Source organism: Bradyrhizobium sp. WBOS08, from assembly GCF_024585125.1.
In the GTDB taxonomy this organism is placed as follows: domain Bacteria; phylum Pseudomonadota; class Alphaproteobacteria; order Rhizobiales; family Xanthobacteraceae; genus Bradyrhizobium; species Bradyrhizobium japonicum_B.
Genome location: NZ_CP028988.1, coordinates 317,439 through 332,362, shown reverse-complemented (window position 1 = coordinate 332,362; position 14,924 = coordinate 317,439). Strand labels below are relative to the sequence as shown.

At 64.9% G+C, this 14,924-nt stretch carries 16 protein-coding genes, 1 other RNA gene and 1 pseudogene; 10 read left to right on the top strand and 8 right to left on the bottom strand.

Translation table 11 applies throughout. The features are described from left to right. Window positions 1–77 precede the first annotated feature (77 nt). The 8 genes and pseudogenes from DCM80_RS01580 to ssrA all read right to left on the bottom strand — a co-directional run. Window positions 78–263 (bottom strand): annotated as a pseudogene (locus DCM80_RS01580) (N-acetyltransferase); the annotation flags it as partial. A 190-nt stretch (window positions 264–453) separates the two neighbouring features. Then, window positions 454–2,325, bottom strand: coding sequence for a ferrous iron transporter B (locus tag DCM80_RS01575; protein ID WP_257195423.1), 1,872 nt, complete (start codon window positions 2,323–2,325; stop codon window positions 454–456). A 48-nt stretch (window positions 2,326–2,373) separates the two neighbouring features. Continuing rightward, complete coding sequence (locus DCM80_RS01570) at window positions 2,374–2,649, bottom strand: FeoA family protein (RefSeq protein WP_028138007.1); 276 nt, start codon at window positions 2,647–2,649, stop codon at window positions 2,374–2,376. A gap of 120 nt (window positions 2,650–2,769) precedes the next feature. Continuing rightward, complete coding sequence (locus tag DCM80_RS01565; protein WP_025038043.1) at window positions 2,770–3,021, bottom strand: ribbon-helix-helix domain-containing protein; 252 nt, start codon at window positions 3,019–3,021, stop codon at window positions 2,770–2,772. Then, window positions 3,018–3,206: a DUF4169 family protein gene (locus DCM80_RS01560; RefSeq protein WP_135162941.1), complete on the bottom strand. Its 189-nt coding sequence runs from the start codon at window positions 3,204–3,206 to the stop codon at window positions 3,018–3,020. Before DCM80_RS01560 ends, DCM80_RS01565 begins: the two co-directional genes overlap by 4 nt. 278 nt (window positions 3,207–3,484) lie before the next feature. After that, on the bottom strand, window positions 3,485–4,918 hold the full coding sequence (gene fumC, locus DCM80_RS01555; RefSeq protein WP_257197853.1) for a class II fumarate hydratase: 1,434 nt from the start codon (window positions 4,916–4,918) through the stop codon (window positions 3,485–3,487). An 89-nt stretch (window positions 4,919–5,007) separates the two neighbouring features. Next, on the bottom strand, window positions 5,008–5,523 hold the full coding sequence (locus DCM80_RS01550; RefSeq protein WP_028138004.1) for an SspB family protein: 516 nt from the start codon (window positions 5,521–5,523) through the stop codon (window positions 5,008–5,010). A gap of 113 nt (window positions 5,524–5,636) precedes the next feature. Further along, window positions 5,637–6,002: a transfer-messenger RNA gene (gene ssrA, locus DCM80_RS01545) on the bottom strand. Between the two features lie 94 nt (window positions 6,003–6,096). Between ssrA and DCM80_RS01540 the strand changes: the two genes are divergently transcribed. The 10 genes from DCM80_RS01540 to hflC all read left to right on the top strand — a co-directional run bounded on the left by DCM80_RS01540 (window position 6,097) and on the right by hflC (window position 14,891). Beyond that, the gene (locus tag DCM80_RS01540; RefSeq protein ID WP_257195422.1) at window positions 6,097–6,714 is read left to right on the top strand and encodes a chromate transporter; all 618 of its coding nucleotides are present in this window, start codon (window positions 6,097–6,099) and stop codon (window positions 6,712–6,714) included. Next, window positions 6,711–7,244 (top strand): chromate transporter, encoded by a 534-nt coding sequence (locus tag DCM80_RS01535; protein WP_257195421.1) that lies wholly within the window; start codon window positions 6,711–6,713, stop codon window positions 7,242–7,244. Before DCM80_RS01540 ends, DCM80_RS01535 begins: the two co-directional genes overlap by 4 nt. A gap of 92 nt (window positions 7,245–7,336) precedes the next feature. After that, a complete protein-coding gene (locus DCM80_RS01530; RefSeq protein WP_257195420.1) occupies window positions 7,337–8,098 on the top strand; it encodes a tripartite tricarboxylate transporter TctB family protein in 762 nt (253 codons plus the stop codon). Between the two features lie 7 nt (window positions 8,099–8,105). Next, window positions 8,106–9,620, top strand: coding sequence for a tripartite tricarboxylate transporter permease (locus DCM80_RS01525; protein ID WP_028138000.1), 1,515 nt, complete (start codon window positions 8,106–8,108; stop codon window positions 9,618–9,620). Window positions 9,621–9,755: 135 nt separating this feature from the next. Further along, the gene (locus tag DCM80_RS01520; RefSeq protein ID WP_028137999.1) at window positions 9,756–10,739 is read left to right on the top strand and encodes a tripartite tricarboxylate transporter substrate binding protein BugD; all 984 of its coding nucleotides are present in this window, start codon (window positions 9,756–9,758) and stop codon (window positions 10,737–10,739) included. 171 nt (window positions 10,740–10,910) lie between these two features. Then, complete coding sequence (locus tag DCM80_RS01515) at window positions 10,911–11,705, top strand: thymidylate synthase (protein ID WP_257176026.1); 795 nt, start codon at window positions 10,911–10,913, stop codon at window positions 11,703–11,705. A 5-nt stretch (window positions 11,706–11,710) separates the two neighbouring features. After that, window positions 11,711–12,196 (top strand): GNAT family N-acetyltransferase, encoded by a 486-nt coding sequence (locus tag DCM80_RS01510; RefSeq protein ID WP_257195419.1) that lies wholly within the window; start codon window positions 11,711–11,713, stop codon window positions 12,194–12,196. Further along, window positions 12,196–12,708, top strand: a complete 513-nt coding sequence (locus DCM80_RS01505) for a dihydrofolate reductase (protein WP_257195418.1) — start codon at window positions 12,196–12,198, stop codon at window positions 12,706–12,708. The genes DCM80_RS01510 and DCM80_RS01505 overlap by 1 nt, the downstream gene beginning before the upstream one ends. Window positions 12,709–12,861: 153 nt before the next feature. After that, the gene (hflK, locus tag DCM80_RS01500) at window positions 12,862–13,998 is read left to right on the top strand and encodes an FtsH protease activity modulator HflK (protein WP_257195417.1); all 1,137 of its coding nucleotides are present in this window, start codon (window positions 12,862–12,864) and stop codon (window positions 13,996–13,998) included. Further along, window positions 13,995–14,891 carry a protease modulator HflC gene (gene hflC / locus DCM80_RS01495; RefSeq protein ID WP_257195416.1) on the top strand — a complete coding sequence of 299 codons (897 nt, stop codon included), beginning with the start codon at window positions 13,995–13,997 and terminating at the stop codon, window positions 14,889–14,891. The genes hflK and hflC overlap by 4 nt, the downstream gene beginning before the upstream one ends. Window positions 14,892–14,924 lie beyond the last annotated feature (33 nt).

The window sequence follows — 14,924 nt, the reverse complement described above, 5'->3', positions numbered from 1 at the left end:
TGTGGGTACATGCCGCCGCGGCAGCAATGTCGGTTCAAAATTGAACACAGTCCGGCGGTCAACGTGCTCCAATCCTGTCATTGCGGCGTTCGGCGGCGGATGCGGTAGATCACGACGTCGTTGCCATGACGGTTCGTGCTCCGCTCGACCAGGTAATCCGATTTCTCCAGCACGGGGCGCGATGCGCCGTTTGCGACGTTCACGATGCCGATGAGGGATGGCAGGGCGAGCTCGGACAGGCCGATGTGCGTCATCGCGGTTGCTTCGGTCGCGTGTCGTCGTTCATGCCGCCATCGTTTGCGGCCGAGGATGTCATCATCCCCCTGTGTCGCCCGACGGAGCAACCGGGGCGGAGTTTCGGTCGGATGATTTTCGCGCCCGACTCAAGCCATTGATTTCACTGACCCCGTCTACTGTGCATGGGGTTGTTTTCTCAGTTTTGGCTTCAGGGGTCTAACCCGCCCCCATCGCGACGGCGACGTTGTAGGTCAAAAGGCTCGCCGCATAGGCCAGCGCCAGCATGTAGGTGAAGGTCACACCCATCCAGGCCCAGCTGCCGGTCTCGCGCCGGATCACGGCCAGGGTGGATGCGCATTGCGGGGCGAAGATGTACCAGGCCAGCATCGACAGTGCGGTGGCGAGCGACCATTTCGTCGCCAGCACCTGGCCGATCTGCTCGGACGCTTCCTGGCCGCCTTCGATCGCGTAGACGGTGCCGAGCGCTGCGACCGCGACCTCGCGCGCCGCCATGCCCGGGATCAGCGCGACCGCGATCTGCCAGTTGAAGCCGACGGGCGCCAGCAGCGGCTCGAGCGCCTTGCCGATCATCGCCGCCAGGCTGAAGTCGATCGCGGGCCCGGTGGCGCCCGCCGGCGGCTGCGGGAACGAGGCCAGGAACCAGATCAGCACCATCATCGAGAAGATGGTGGTGCCGGCGCGCACCAGGAACATCTTGGCGCGGGTGTAGATGCCGATCGCGATCGATTTCAGCCGCGGCATCTTGTAGTCCGGCAGCTCCAGCATGAACGGCGCCGGCGCAAAGTCGCGCAGCATGAAGAACTTGATCAGGAACGAGACGATCAGCGCGCTGGCGATGCCGGCGGCGTAGAGGCCGAACATCACGAGGCCCTGCAGATTGATGAAGCCCCAGATCTCCTTCGCCGGAATGAAGGCGGAGATGATCAGCGTGTAGACCGGAATGCGCGCCGAGCAGGTCATCAGCGGCGCGATCAGGATCGTGGTCAGCCGGTCGCGCTTGTTGTCGATCACGCGCGTCGCCATGATGCCGGGGATGGCGCAGGCAAAGCTCGACAGCAGCGGAATGAAGGCGCGGCCGTGCAGGCCGGCGCCGCCCATGATGCGGTCCATCAGGAACGCGGCGCGCGCCATGTAGCCGAAATCTTCCAGCAGCAGGATGAACAGGAAGATCAGGATGATCTGCGGCAGGAACACGATGACGCTGCCGACGCCCGAGATCACGCCGTTCTCCAGGAAGCTCTGCAGGAGGCCCTCGGGCAGGGTGGCGTGCACGAGCTCGCCGAGCGCGTCGAAGCCGGACTTGAGCAGGTCCATTGCCGGTTGCGCCCAGGCGAACACCGCCTGGAACATCACGAACAGGATCAGCGTCAGCACGACGAGACCGCCGACGGGATGCAGCACGACCGCGTCGATCCGCGCGGTCCAGGTGTCCGGTCTCGCAGGCAGGCTGACGCAGTCGGCAATGATGCGGTCGGCCTCGCGCTGGGTCGCGCGCAATTCGGCGACGCTGAGCGCGCGCCAGCTGTTCGCCTCGGCCTCGGCGGCGAGCTTTGCCGAGATCTCGTCGGTCAGCTTCAAGAGCTCGGCCGTGCCGCCCTTGCGCACCGCGATCGAGGTGACCACGGGCAGGCCGAGCTCCTTGGCGAGGCGCTCGACGTCGACATTGATGCCGCGGCGGGCCGCGATGTCGAACATGTTGAGCACGAGGACCATCGGCCGGCCGGTGCGCTTGAGCTCGAGCAGCAGGCGGATAGTCAGCCGCAGATTGGTCGAATCGGCCACGCACAGCACGAGATCGGGCACGGTCTCGCCGGAGGCCTTGCCGAGCACGAAGTCGCGGGTGATCTCCTCGTCCGGGCTGCGGCCGCGCAGCGAATAGGTGCCGGGCAGGTCGACCACCGAGACCTGGCGCCCCAGGGGGGTGACGAAGAAGCCTTCCTTGCGCTCGACGGTAACGCCGGGATAGTTCGCGACCTTCTGCCGGCTGCCGGTCAGGGCGTTGAACAGCGATGTCTTGCCGCTGTTTGGCGTGCCGACCAGGGCGAGATGCAGCAGGGGTAATTCCATGGGATCAAGGCCTGGCAAACGGCTTGTGATGAGGCGTCCGGCCGCAGGCTAAGCGACGATGACCGCCATGGCTTCGCGGCGGCGGACCGCGATCGTGATGCTGTCGACCCGCACCGCAATCGGATCGCGCCCGACCAGCCCCTCGTGCAGCACCTCGACCCGGGCGCCCTCGACGAAGCCGAGTTCGATCAGGCGGCTCTCGAGCTCGATGTCCGAAAGCGCCGAGCCCGCCTGGCTAGCGGACAGGTGCTGGATGACGCCGGAATAGCCGCGCTGGGCCAGGCCGAGCGGCATGTGCGGGCGCGTGTCGTTGGTGTCGGTCATGCCCTGTATTTTCAACGCAAGGCATTGAGGTCAAGCGCGGGCGCTCGCCGAAACCGCACCTTAGAGTAATTTTAAAGAGCGCGGATCGCGGGGCGCCTCGCAGGCGCCCCCGAGAGCTGGCTATTGGGCCGGGACCTTGTCCGGCTGGGCGGCCATCGCCCGGCTCTTGAAGTAGTCCAGGACGAACAGGCGGATCGCCGACGACAGATTGCCCTGCTGGCGGTTGTTGTCGATCTCGCCGACCAGCTCCGACAACGTCATGTTGCGCAGGCCGGAGATCTCCTTCATGCCGTTCCAGAACGCCTCTTCCAGGCTGACGCTGGTCTTGTGCCCGGCGACGACGATCGACCGCTTCACGACGGGCGACTTCATGGCTGCTCCTCGCGGTCGATCTGATGCCGGTCCAGGTGCGCCTTCGCCTTGTCCGCGCGCGTCTCCTCCGCCGACCGTTCCGCCTTCGTGCGGCCGAACTTCGACCGGTTGGCGTCCGCCTGCTTCGCCGAGGCTTCCCGCTCGGCGCGCTTCCTGAAACGATTCAGGTTGATGACGTTCCCCATGCCGCGTCTCCATCATCCGATCCTCGTCAGGCGGGATGAAACATTCACAAACAGGGCGCCGCGTTGCGCCCTACAAGACTTGATCGCCATTCGCTCGTCCTCGTCAATCAGCCCCTTGGGCCATCAAAGGATGAATTCGGCCCCGTCGGGGGGCGGAAGGGTTGCGTAGCACGCCGTCCCGCCGGAACATTGACGGTAATCAAATCCCACCCCCAAAGCCGCACATTTCTGGGCGCAGGGGGTCCGTATCATTACGGATGGCTATCGGAATTCGGAATTTATCCCGGGCTGGTCATCTTCTCGGGTCGCACCAGGCGGTCGAACTCGTCGGCCGAGACGAAGCCGAGCCGCAGCGCCTCCTCCTTCAACGTGGTTCCGTTGGCATGGGCCGTCTTGGCCACCTTGGCGGCGTTGTCGTAGCCGATCTTCGGGGCCAGCGCCGTCACCAGCATCAGCGAGCGCTGCATCAGCTCGTCGATGCGCTTCTCGTCGGCGCGGATGCCGCTGACGCAATGCTCGGTGAAGGATCGCGCCGCATCCGCCAGCAGGCGGATCGAGTGCAGCATGTTGTAGGCCAGCACGGGCTTGTAGACGTTGAGCTCGAAATGGCCCTGGCTGCCGGCCATCGTGATCGCGGTGTGATTGCCGAACACCTGGCAGCACACCATGGTCATCGCCTCGCACTGCGTCGGGTTGACCTTGCCCGGCATGATCGACGAGCCCGGCTCGTTCTCAGGCAGGATCAGCTCGCCCAGCCCCGAGCGCGGGCCGGATCCGAGCAGGCGGATGTCGTTGGCGATCTTGAACAGGCCCGTCGCCACCGAATTGATGGCGCCATGCGCCAGCACATAGGCATCGTTCGAGGCCAGCGCCTCGAACTTGTTGGCGGCGCTGGTGAACGGGAGTTTCGTGATCGCGGCGACGTGCCTTGCGAACAGCTTGGCAAAGCGCGGCTTGGAATTGAGGCCGGTGCCGACGGCGGTGCCGCCCTGCGCCAGCGGATAAAGCTCCTTCACCGCGGACTTGAGCCGGGCGATGCCGCTTTCGACCTGCGCGGCGTAGCCGGAAAACTCCTGGCCGAGCGTCAGGGGCGTCGCATCCTGGGTGTGGGTGCGGCCGATCTTGACGATTTTTGCGAACGCCTTCTCCTTCTTGCGCAGCGCGCGCAGCAGTTCGGTGAGCGCGGGGATGAGATCGGCATTGATCTGGCTTGCGGCGGCGATGTGCATCGCGGTCGGGAACGAATCGTTCGACGACTGGCTCATGTTGACGTGATCGTTGGGATGCACCGGCTTCTTGGCGCCGAGCTCGCCGCCGAGCAGTTCGTTGGCGCGGTTGGCGATCACCTCGTTGAGGTTCATGTTGGTCTGCGTGCCAGAGCCGGTCTGCCACACGACCAGCGGGAAATGGTCGTCCAGCTTGCCCTCGATCACCTCGCGTGCGGCGCGGATGACGGCGCCGGCGCGGCGCTTGTCGAGCAGGCCGAGCTCCAGATTGGACTGCGCGGCGCCGAGCTTGACGATGCCGAGCGCGTGGACGAGCGCGATCGGCATCCGATCCGTTCCGATGCGGAAATTCTGGCGCGAGCGTTCGGTCTGCGCGCCCCAATAGCGATCGGCAGGGACCTCGATGGGCCCGAAACTGTCGGTCTCGGTGCGGGTCGCGGGAGGAGCGGTCTTCGAGCGGGAAGCTTTGGCCATGAGCACATCCATTCCGCCGCGCGAAACGCCGCGCGGCCTCTTCATGTGCTCTTCTATATAGGCAGTTTGGCCCGCCGCGACGGCTGCAAAGCCAACCTAGATCATTTCTTGCGGAAACGATCGAGCCGCACCACCTCGGCGCCGCCCTGGCTCGGCGGGGTCGGCTCTTCCGCGGTCTCGGCCTTTTCAGTGGCGGCGGGCACCGCTACGGCCGAAGGGGCAGGGGCCGCCGGCAAAGTCTCCGGCGCGACCTCGGCGACATCGGAGGTGTCGAACTGGAGGCCGAACTTCACGGACGGATCGAGGAAGCTCTTGATGGCGCTGAACGGCACCACCAGCCGCTCCGGAATGCCGCCGAAGGACAGCCCGACCTCGAAGCGGTCCTCGAGCACGGTCAGATCCCAGAACTGGTGCTGCAGGATGATCGTCATCTCTTCCGGATATTGCGCGAGCAGCCGGGGCGACAGCTTCACGCCCTCGGCCTTCGATACGAAGGTGATGAAGAAATGGTGCTCGCCGGGCAGGCCATGGGCCGCGGCATCGGTCAGCACCTTCCGCAGCACGCCGCGCAGCGCGTCGCGGGCCAGCACATCGTATCGGATATGATCGGTCGCCATGGTGGTCCTGTTGCGTCCCCGAAGCCGGACCCTACCGACTCGACTCGCCAAGCCGCAACAATATCGCGCCTGACGGGTCAGCAGGAGTCCCCGCCGGAGAAGAAAGAAAGGCAAGTGGAGGCTTCTGTTGCCAGGTGCCTCCGAACCCCGCCTAACGGAGCTTAACCCGTTAGGACTTTAAGATGGTCTTTCAAACTGCGTTACGCAGCCTGAGCAACCGGAGCAAAGTTGTCGTTGGCAACTATTGCAGTAGCCCGATAACGGCGGAACAATACCGGGAAAAAGTACGCCCTTTACGCCCTCGTCGATCCTATTTCGCCCCCGCCAAAGCCCGCTTCCGGATAGCCGGTGGGTGGGCTTTGGTGGAGGCGCCGGGTACCGCCCCCGGGTCCGAATGGTTTATTGCGACGACCGTTTATTTCCATAGCCGGCGAACCGGCACTCCCAATATAGGGGGCAAGGGTTTCGAAAAACAGGGGTTTTGCACGCGTCTCCCAATTCTCTTTGGAAAGGTTCCGCACCGAGGCGGGCCTGATCTTGGCCGCATCGGCGCCGGCGGTCTAAGCTTCTGAGATGTCCGAGGATTCAGCACCGGCCGGCCAACCATCAGATCGACTGCCGGATCCGCCGGCGCCCGGCGTTGCTGCGCCCGGCCTGCTGGAACTGTTTCTGGCCTTCGCCAGGATGTCGCTGGCCGGTTTCGGCGGGGTCCTGGTGTTTGCCCGGAGGGCCATCGTCGAGCAGCACCGCTGGATGACGGCGGACGAGTTCAACGAGACCTTCGCGCTGTGCCATTTCCTGCCCGGGCCCAACATCGTCAATCTGTCGATGGTGTTCGGATCGAGGCTGCGCGGCATTGCCGGCGGGATTGCCGCCTTTGCCGGGCTGCTGCTGCCGCCGACGCTGATCATGATGGTTCTCGCGATCATCTACGCCCGTGTTGGCGACCTCGACGTGCTGCGCCGCAGCCTCGCCGGCATCTCCTGCGCGGCCGTCGGTCTCCTGATCGCGGTGGTCTTCCGCATGATGACGCCGCTGCTGAAGCGGACGGACCTCCTCGCGCTGATCCTGATGCTCGGTGTGTTCCTCGCCATCGGCGTGCTCCGCCTGCCGCTTCAGGCGGTGCTGCTGGTCGCGATCCCCGTGAGCATCGGCGCCACTTATTTCCTGCGGCGGAAAGTAGCAGCATGAATGCCGACAATCCGATCTGGGCCCTGATCGCCACCTTCGGACTGATGTCGCTGTTCGCAGTCGGCGGCGCCGCGGCGGCGGTGCCCGAGATGCATCGCATCGCGGTCGAGGTGAATCACTGGATGACCGACAAGCAGTTCGCCGATGCCTATGCGATCGCGCAGCTCTCGCCGGGTCCGAACGTTCTGATCGTGACGTTAATCGGCTATGCCGTCGCCGGCATCCCCGGCGCGCTGGCGGCGACGCTGGCGATGTGCCTGCCGACGGCGCTGCTTGCCTATTATGTCAGCCGGCTGCTGAATCGGCCCAGCCAGTCGCGCTGGCCTGGCTTGATACAAGCTGCACTGGTTCCGCTCTCGATCGGATTGATGGCGGCGAGTGCCCTGATCCTGGCCCAGTCGACCGATCGCTCGATTGCTGCACTGCTTCTGACCGCAATGGTTGCGGTGATCGCATCCGTCTCGCGCATCAATCCATTGTGGCTGCTGCTTGCCGGCGGGCTGTTGGGTTTTGCTGGCATTGTGTCATGAAAATCGCTAGGCAGTGTTCCGGGCGGGGGATCCAGTTCCAGCCGATTTAGAACAACAGTGCTCGTGACTTACGGGTCGCGGAGGAGACAGGCATGGCCGACACGATGGGCCACTCAGCGACGGCCACCCGAAATACCCGGTTGGCGCTTGGTTTTTGTCTGCTGGCGATTGCGCCGCAGATCTTCGAATTGATCTGGTCGATCGGGACGATCTTCGGCTGGGGCACCGGCCGCGGCCCCGGGACTGTGGTCACCAGTCACGTGACGGCGCTGCTCGCAGGCGCGCCCAGTGCGATTTTCGGATCGTTCGGCGGCGGCACCAAGAAGATGTCGTCCGAGGTGCTGCTGGCCTTGATCTATTCCTATCCGCTGCTGGTCGTGGCGATCCTGACGCTGTTCATGACGGTACGGTCGGCGCAGGATTATGTCGGCGGCGTCGTCCTGATGGCGGTTGCCCTGTTCGCGCTGTGGGCGGGAAGCGATCTGCAGGGCATGCGGGGCTTCTCCTTCGGTGCCGGCACCGCGCCGCGCATGTTCGGCGGACTGCTGGTTGCCTTGTCCGCAGCGATCGCCCTGACCGGCCTTCTGACCGATGGGCCGGCGATGGCCCATTATTCCTGGCGAGGACCGTTGTTCGTGGTCGCCGCGATCCTCTTCTTCGCCCTGTCGATCCGGTCTCTTGGCCTCGTGGTCACGGCCTTCACGAGCTTCATGATCGCAGCGGCGGGCTCGCAGGAGACGCGGTGGCTGGAAGCGCTGATCGTCGGCGCCTGCCTGACGATCGGCTGCGCAATCCTGTTTCCATACATTCTCGGGCTGCCGATGCCGATGTACCCGCGTTTCCTGATCCAGTGAGGGCGTGATGGATATTTTTGCCAACCTCGCTCACGGCTTCGCCGTCGCGTTCTCCCCGATCAATCTCTTGATGTGTCTGATCGGCGCTCTCGTCGGAACGCTGGTCGGCGTGCTCCCGGGCATCGGCACCATCGCGACCGTCGCGATGCTGCTGCCGATCACCTTCGGACTGCCGCCGGTCGGCGCGCTGATCATGCTGGCCGGCATCTATTACGGTGCGCAGTATGGCGGCTCGACCACGTCGATCCTCGTCAACATACCCGGCGAGGCGACATCGGTGGTGACCGCCATCGACGGTCATCAGATGGCCAAGCAGGGCCGGGCCGGCCCGGCGCTGGCGATCGCCGCGATCGGCTCGTTCTTCGCCGGCTGCGTCGCGACCGTGCTCATCGCCGTGCTCGGCGCGCCGCTGACCAAGCTCGCTTTGGCGTTCGGTCCGGCTGAATATTTCTCGCTGATGGTGCTCGGCCTCATCTTTGCGGTCGTGCTGGCCAAGGGCTCGGTGCTGAAGGCGATCGCGATGATCGTGTTCGGCCTGTTGTTGTCGATGGTCGGCTCGGACATCGAAACCGGCGCCTCCCGCATGGCCTTCAACATTCCGGAGCTCGCCGACGGCCTCGGCTTTGCGACGGTGGCGATGGGCGTATTCGGCTTCGCGGAGATCATCCGCAATCTCGACGCCGGCGCCGAGATGAGCCGCGACCTCGTGCAGCAGAAGATCACCGGCCTGATGCCGACCAGGAAGGATCTGACCGACTCGACGCCCGCGATCCTGCGCGGCACCGTGCTCGGCTCGATCCTCGGTATCCTGCCCGGCGGCGGTGCGACGATTGCATCCTTCGGCGCCTATACGCTCGAGAAGAAGCTCGCCCGGGATCCCTCGCGGTTCGGCCGCGGCGCGATCGAGGGCGTGGCGGGGCCGGAGAGCGCCAACAACGCCGCCGCGCAGACCTCCTTCATTCCGCTGCTCACGCTCGGCATCCCGCCGAACGCGGTGATGGCGCTGATGGTGGGCGCGATGACCATCCACGGCATCGTGCCGGGGCCGCAGGTCATGCAGAAGCAGCCGGACCTCGTCTGGGGCATGATCGCCTCGATGTGGATCGGCAACCTGATGCTGATCATCATCAACCTGCCGCTGGTCGGAATCTGGGTGCGGCTGCTGCGCGTGCCCTACCGGCTGATGTTCCCCTCGATCGTGATCTTCTGCGCGATCGGCATCTATTCGGTGAACAACGCGCCGGTCGACGTCATCCTCGCCGGCGTGTTCGGCCTCGTCGGGTACTGGCTGATCAAGCACGATTTCGAGCCGGCACCTCTGCTGCTCGGCATGGTGCTGGGACCGTTGATGGAGGAGAACCTGCGCCGTGCGCTGCTGATCTCGCGCGGCGATTGGAGCGTGTTCCTGACGCGTCCGTTGTCGGCAGTGCTGCTGGCGGTCGCGGCGAGCCTCCTCGTCCTTACCGTGCTGCCTTCGCTGCGATCGAAGCGCGACGAGGTGTTCACCGAATCCGAGAATTGAGCACCGCATCTGTGCCGGCGCAGCGCAGCTGCGTCGGCACGCCGCATTCGGAAGTCGAATCGACTTGTGTGACGGCTTCGTGAAATGAAAATGCGGGCCTTTGTTGCCGGCATTAGTTTGTCCCGGGGGACCGATATGACGACCATTCGCACGCTGGTTTCGGGCACATGTGCCGCAGCACTTGCCTCGTTATGCGCCTTTGTCGCACCGGCAAAGGCCCAGACTTATCCGACCCGCAGCATCACCATGATCGTGCCGTTCGCGGCCGGCGGACCGACCGATGTGATCTCGCGCATCGTCACCGGGCACATGGCGCAGACGCTGGGGCAGAGCATCATCATCGAGAACGTGGTCGGTGCCGGCGGCACCACCGCCACGACGCGCGCCGCGCGCGCGGCCAATGACGGCTATACGCTGATCACCGGGCATATGGGCACGCATGCCGCCTCGGTGCCGCTCTATCCGAAGCTCGCCTACCATCCCGAGAAGGATTTCGAGCCGATCGCGCTGCTGGCGGGCACGCCGATCCTGATCCTGGCGCGCAAGGATTTCCCGCCCAAGGACTTGAACGAGTTCGTGACCTACGTGAAGGCCAACGCCGAGAAGGTGAACGCGGCGCATGCCGGCGTCGGCTCGGTCTCGCACGTCTCGTGCGAGCTCCTGCACTCGATCCTCGACGTCAAGCCGGTCAGCGTGCCCTTCAGCGGCACCGGACCTGCGATGAACGCGCTGGTGGCAGGGCAGGTCGACTACATGTGCGACCAGATCGTCAACGCCGTACCGCAGATCAACGCCGGCACCATCAAGGCCTATGCGATCGCCACGGCCGAGCGTAATCCGTCGCTGCCGAACGTGCCGACCACGGCTGAAGCCGGCCTGCCGAAATTCCAGGCCCAGGCCTGGAACGCGATGTTCGCGCCCAAGGGAACCTCGCCTGCCATCGTGGCGAGCCTGAACGCAGCCGCCATCAAGGCGCTCGACGACGAGACCGTGAAGAAGCGCCTGCTCGAACTCGGCAGCGTCATCCCGGCGGCAAAGGACCGCACGCCGGAGGCGCTGGCGACCCTCGTCAAGAACGAGATCGCGAAGTGGAGCCCGGTGCTGAAGGCGGCAAATTAGGCAACACCATCAGGCCGATAGGAGGGGGCGGGACACCGGGTTCCGCCCCCTTGTCGTTTGCGCCGGGAACGCTCACTTTTCCGGGTATAATCGGTGCGGACAGCGAATCGCCGCTGTTGCAGCGCGGGGGTGGCCGCTAAGTTCGCCGCCTTCCCAAAGGCATAGTCGCACATGCACCAATATCAGGACCTGCTCGAGCGGATTCTTTCAGACGGCGCGGAGAAAACCGACCGCACCGGCACCGGCACGTTCTCGGTGTTCGGCCACCAGATGCGCTTCAATCTGTCCGCCGGCTTCCCGATGCTGACGACCAAGCGGCTGCCGCTGAAGGCGATCGTGCATGAGCTGTTGTGGTTCCTGAAGGGCGACACCAACGTCAAATATCTGCGCGACAACGGCGTCACGATCTGGGACGAGTGGGCGGATGCCAATGGCGATCTCGGCCCGGTCTACGGCCATCAATGGCGCTCCTGGCCCGCGCCCGACGGCCGCAGCATCGATCAGATCGCGAACGTGGTCGACATGATCAAGCGCAATCCGGACTCGCGCCGCCTGATCGTCTCGGCGTGGAATCCGGCCGACGTCGACAAGATGGCGCTGCCGCCGTGCCATTGCCTGTTCCAGTTCTATGTCGCCAATGGCAAGCTGTCGTGCCAGCTCTACCAGCGGTCGGCCGACGTCTTCCTCGGCGTGCCCTTCAATATCGCCTCTTACGCGCTGCTGACCATGATGGTGGCGCAGGTCACCGGCCTGAAGCCCGGCGACTTCGTGCATACGTTCGGCGACGCCCATCTCTATTCCAACCATCTGGAGCAGGCAAAGCTCCAGCTCAGCCGCGCGCCGCGTGCGCTGCCGGCGATGCGGATCAATCCTGAAGTGAAGGACATCTTCTCCTTCCGCTTCGAGGATTTCGAGCTCGTCGGCTACGACCCGCATCCGCACATCAAGGCGGAAGTCGCGGTCTGACGCCGATGTCGTTGACCATCCGCCGTGCGCAGCCCGGAGAAGCGGGGCTCGTCCTCTCCTTCATCCGCGAGCTCGCCGAGTACGAGAAGCTCTCGCACGAGGTGGAGGCGACCGAGGCCGACGTCGCTGACGCGCTGTTCGGCGAACGACCGCAACTCTATTGCGCGATCGCCGAATGGGATGGTGAGGCCGTCGGCTTCGCGGTCTGGTTCACGAATTTCTCCACCTTCAGCGGCCGCCACGGCATCTATCTCGAAGATCTCTACGTGCGGCCGTCGCATCGGGGCAGGGGGCTCGGCAAGGCGCTGCTGGTTTATCTCGCGAAGGAATGCGTCGACAACGGCTGGGCGCGGTTGCAATGGGCGGTGCTCGACTGGAACGCGCCGTCGATCGCGTTCTACAAATCGCTCGGCGCCGTCATGATGGACGACTGGACGCTATGCCGCGTCACCGGGCCTGCGCTGACGCGGCTTGCCGGGAGCTCTGCCTGATGGAGATCGTGTTCGTCGTCGCGATCGCGGAGAACGGCGTCATAGGTGCGGGCAATGCGATGCCGTGGCGATTGAAATCCGACATGGCGCGCTTCAAGGCGCTGACCATCGGCAAGCCCGTGATCATGGGCCGCAAGACCTTCGAATCGCTGCCCCGCCGTCCCCTGCCGGGCCGCACCAATATCGTGATCACGCGCGATCCGGCTTATCGTGCCGACGGGGCCATCGTCACGACATCCGCCGCCGACGCCGGCGCGGTTGCGCGCGGGGATGCCCTGCGACGTTCGGCCACTGACATCGCGGTAATCGGCGGCGCCGAGATCTTCCGGCAATGGCTCGATCGCGCCGATCGCCTCGAAATCACCGAAGTCCATGCCCAGCCCGAAGGGGATACGCATTTCGACATCGACAAGGGCGAATGGGACGAGGTCGACCGTATCCGCCATCCTGCCGGTCCCAACGACAGCGCCGACTTCTCCTATGTGACATATCGTCGGCGGCGCGGCCATTAACCGCTTTCGTCAATGTTTACATTGACATTTTCGTGCCCGAGCATAGCTCGGAAGACGGTCAGGGCCGCGTTGTAAGGGACCTGCCTGTCCCCTATAAAGCCGGACCGGACAAAGCGGGCGGGGGCAATTCCACCCTGCCGAGGAGAGCGACGAATGCCGTGGAAGAATCAGGGCGGTGGCCCATGGGGCTCGGGTCCAAAGGGACCATGGGGCTCCGGTCCGCAACCGGTCGGGCCGAGGCCGCCGGATCTGGAAGACCTTCTGCGGCGCGGCCAGGACCGCCTCCAGCAGATCATGCCAGGCGGCTATTTCTCCGGCATCGGCATCACGCTGATCGTCCTGCTCATCATCGCGTTCTGGCTGCTGTCGGGCTTCTTCCGCGTGCAGTCCGAAGAACTCGGCGTCGTGCTGCGCTTCGGCAAGCATGTCCGCACCGTGCAACCGGGCCTGAACTATCACCTGCCCTATCCGATCGAGACCGTGCTGCTGCCGAAGGCGCTGCGCGTCAACACCACCTCCATCGGCATGACGCTGATCGAGGATCCGGCACGGCGCGGCCGCTCCATTCGGGATGTGCCCGAGGAGAGCCTGATGCTGACCGGCGACGAGAACATCGTCGACGTCGACTTCACCGTACTCTGGCGCATCAAGCCCGATGGCGTCGGTGATTTCCTCTTCAACATCCAGAACCCCGAGGGCACCGTGAAGGCGGTCGCCGAGAGCGCGATGCGCGAGGTGATCGGCCGGTCGCAGATCCAGCCGATCCTGACCGGCGCGCGCAACGTCACCGAACAGGGCGTCCACGAGCTGATCCAGAAGACGCTGGACAGCTACGGAGCGGGTATCCTCATCACCCAGGTGCAGATGCAGAAGGTCGATCCGCCCGCGCAGGTGATCGACGCCTTCCGCGACGTCCAGGCGGCCCGCGCCAATCAGGAGCAGTTGCAGAACGAGGCGCAGACCTACGCCAATCAGGTCATCCCGCAGGCGCGTGGACGCTCAGCCAAGATCCTGCAGGATGCCGAAGGTTACAAGGAGCAGGCGGTCGCCGAGGCCAAGGGCCAGAGCGCGCGCTTCCTGAAGGTTTACGACGAGTACAAGAAGGCGCCCGACGTGACGCGTGAACGGATCTATCTGGAGACGATGGAGCGCGTGCTCGGCGGCGCGGACAAGCTCGTCTATGACGGCGGCAATTCGGGCCAGGGCATCGTGCCCTATCTGCCGCTGGGCGAATTGACCAGCAAGCGGCCATCTACCGCCGGGCAGCCCTCGAGCGGAGGCAACCGATGAGGTCTCCGGTCACGGGTTTCGTCACCCTGCTCGCGCTCCTGCTCGTCGCAGTGCTCGGCTACATGTCGCTGTTCACGGTGCAGCAGACCGAGCAGACCATCGTGCTCCTGTTCGGCCGCCCCGTCGACGTCGTCACCGCGCCCGGCCTGCACTTCAAGGCGCCGTGGAATTCGGTGATCAACATCGACAAGCGCATCCTCGACCTGGAGAACCCCTCGCAGGAAGCGATCGCGTCCGATCAGAAGCGGCTCGTGGTCGACGCATTCGCGCGCTACCGCATCAAGGACGCGCTGCGCTTCTATCAGAGCGTCGGCTCGATCCAGGCTGCCAACATCCAGCTCACCACGCTCCTCAACGCGGCACTGCGCCGCGTGCTCGGCGAAGTCACCTTCATCAACGTGGTGCGCGACGAACGCGAGAGGCTGATGCAGCGCATCCGCGACCAGCTCGATCGCGAGGCCGACGGTTACGGCATCGAGGTCGTCGACGTCCGGATCCGCCGCGCCGACCTGCCGGAGCAGAACAGCCAGGCGGTCTATCAGCGCATGAAGACCGAGCGCGAGCGCGAAGCGGCCGAGTTCCGCGCGCAGGGCGGCCAGAAGGCGCAGGAGATCCGCTCCAAGGCCGACCGTGAGGCAACCGTGATCATCGCGGAAGCCAACTCGCAGGCCGAGCAGACCCGCGGTGCGGGCGATGCCGAGCGCAACCGCCTGTTTGCGGAGGCCTACAGCAAGGATGCCGACTTCTTCGCCTTCTACCGCTCGATGACCGCCTATGAGAACGGCCTGAAGTCGAACGATACCCGCTTCCTGCTGCGGCCGGACTCGGATTTCTTCCGGTACTTCAGCAACCCGTCCGGCAAGATGGCAACCGATACGCCGGCGAAGCCGTAAGCGAGACAGGGGCGGCAGGTCCGGCCGCCCTCG